This is a genomic window from Nostoc sp., assembly GCF_035638895.1.
Taxonomy (GTDB): Bacteria; Cyanobacteriota; Cyanobacteriia; order Cyanobacteriales; family Nostocaceae; genus Nostoc.
In genome coordinates this window covers 1-2,159 of the sequence record NZ_DASQZC010000701.1, presented here as the reverse complement: position 1 = coordinate 2,159, position 2,159 = coordinate 1, and the positions used below count along the sequence as shown (strand labels likewise).

Genomic DNA, 2,159 nt, shown 5'->3' with positions numbered 1-2,159 from the left:
TACACGAGATGGTCAACTAGTACCAACACCTGAAGAAACGGCAAAACAGGCAGAACAAAAGGCAGAACGTTTGGCAGCAAAACTGCGCGAGTTAAATATCGATCCAGATACAATTTAGACCAGGACTAATTCATTTAGGATAGTGTTGTACTAAAAACTCTTCAGCTTCAGTCCTATCTTTAATTACTCCATCTAAGGTGGCAGCAACTACATCATCTAATATTTGCCGATACTGCGGCCCTGGTATGTAACCAAGTTTCTTTAAATCATTGCCATTCAAGAGTGGCTGCACATTAGCCAAAACAATTAAATATTCCCAAATCTGATGTCGAAGCGATCGCGGACTTTGTAAAGCAATTAAAATCAGCATTGGTAAGTCGTACTGTCGCAGCAACTGCACTACTTGACTGGGACTTTGACACTTAGGCAAAGATTCCATCACCTCAGTTTGGGCAGAAGCCAAGTTTTGCAAGCGTTTAATGCTATCGTCTTGCAGTTGCAGATTCTTTGCCACTTTCGCCCGATATTGTGGTATTGTATGGGCGATTAACGCTTCTAAGCGCATTTCCCAATGGATGAGAGTTTGTTCAGCATCAAATCGCCGCAAGCAGCGTTCTAGCAAACGTAATTGTCGCAGGATTTCTGCGTCTAGTTTCAGGGTAGGATGGATACATTGCAACGCTCCTAGATTATCAAGTAACTGCAAAGCCGATTTCCAGTAGGGGGCTTCTAGGATGTGTTTTAATTCTGTTTTCAGGCGAGTTTGCAGGGCTGGAGTTTTGCTATTCTCTTGAGCAGTGCGATCGTAAACACCACTGTTGATGGCATAGCGGATAAATTCTTCAGTTTGCGGTTCTATCTGAAATCCGAAGCGCACAGCAAAGCGCACGCCACGATAAATCCGGGTGGGGTCTTCGATAAAGCTGTTGGGGTGTAAAACCCGAATTTGCCTAGCTTGTAAATCTAGTAATCCACCAAAAAAATCGAGTAATTCACCAGCACGAGGAGTAGTAAGGCGCAAAGCAAGGGCATTGATGGTAAAATCTCGACGATACAAGTCTTGACGAATAGAACTCGCCTCAACTTCTGGATTCGCTGCTGGATAAGGATAGAATTCTGTTCTAGCGGTGGCAATATCTACCCATAGAGAATCTAATTCTGGGTCTTTATGCCAAAGCAAAGCCGCAGTTTGAAAAGCCCCGTGGATTTCTAAGCGGGCCGCAGGGTAAAGTTGTTGGAGTGCTTTTGCTAGTTCCACACCAGCACCAACATCTGCTGATTTGTGAAAGCCATCAACCACAAGATCAATATCTTTAATCATCAAAGTGCCTGATGTTGCTTCAGATAGCAGTAAATCCCGCACCGCGCCCCCGACAAGATAAAGATGCCAACCTCGTTTTTCTGCCTCTTGCGATGCTGTGGTGAGCAATTTCCAAAGTTGTGGTGCAAGGCAATTTTGCAACTCAGTGCTGAGAGGAATTTTGAATTTTGTTAGCGCAGCGTTAGCGTCATTTTGAATTTTGAATTTTTGTCCGTCTTCGTCTTCATCCCTTTCTTGATGTAATTCCCGCAAGACATCAGTACGAGTAACCAGACCAACTAACTGCTCATTCTCCAATACTGGTAAGCGTCCGATATCATAAGTCACCATCAGCGCTTCAATTTGTGGCAGTGTTGTATCTGGTGCGATCGTTTTAAGATTTGTGGTCATGTAGCCTTTAACTGGCGCATGACTAAATCCGTGGTGCAAGGCGATATCAAGATCCCGCCGCGAAATAATACCTACTAGTTGCCCTTGAGCATCGACAACAGATAAACCAGAGTGTCCATAACGTAATAAAATGCGCTGGGCTTCGGCTATTGTGGTTTCAGGTAGAATCGTGCGGACAGGAGAAGACATCAAGTCCCTAGCGGTGAGGGGATGGGGAATTTGTGCTTTTACGCTGTCAATAAGTTGTTTTAATATCGCCTCTGAATCAACTCCTCTTAGATTTAGCGATGCGGCTTGTGAATGACCACCGCCACCTAGAAGTTGGAATAATACGTTAAGATTCGTTTTGGGAATTTGCGATCGCCCAATTACAGTTAAGCGTGAATCACTTTCATCTAAAGCATATTCATTAGCCAACAGTAAGGCGTCAATTTCGGTTAATTCCACG

At 44.1% G+C, this 2,159-nt stretch carries 1 protein-coding gene and 1 pseudogene; one reads left to right on the top strand and one right to left on the bottom strand.

The window, feature by feature from the left end; genetic code table 11:
- Positions 1-118 (top strand): annotated as a pseudogene (locus VE944_RS33320) (Uma2 family endonuclease); the annotation flags it as partial.
- 12 nt (positions 119-130) lie between these two features.
- Here the strand turns inward: VE944_RS33320 and VE944_RS33315 are convergent.
- A partial coding sequence (locus tag VE944_RS33315) for a CBS domain-containing protein (protein WP_324987864.1) occupies positions 131-2,159 on the bottom strand: 2,029 nt, incomplete at its 5' end.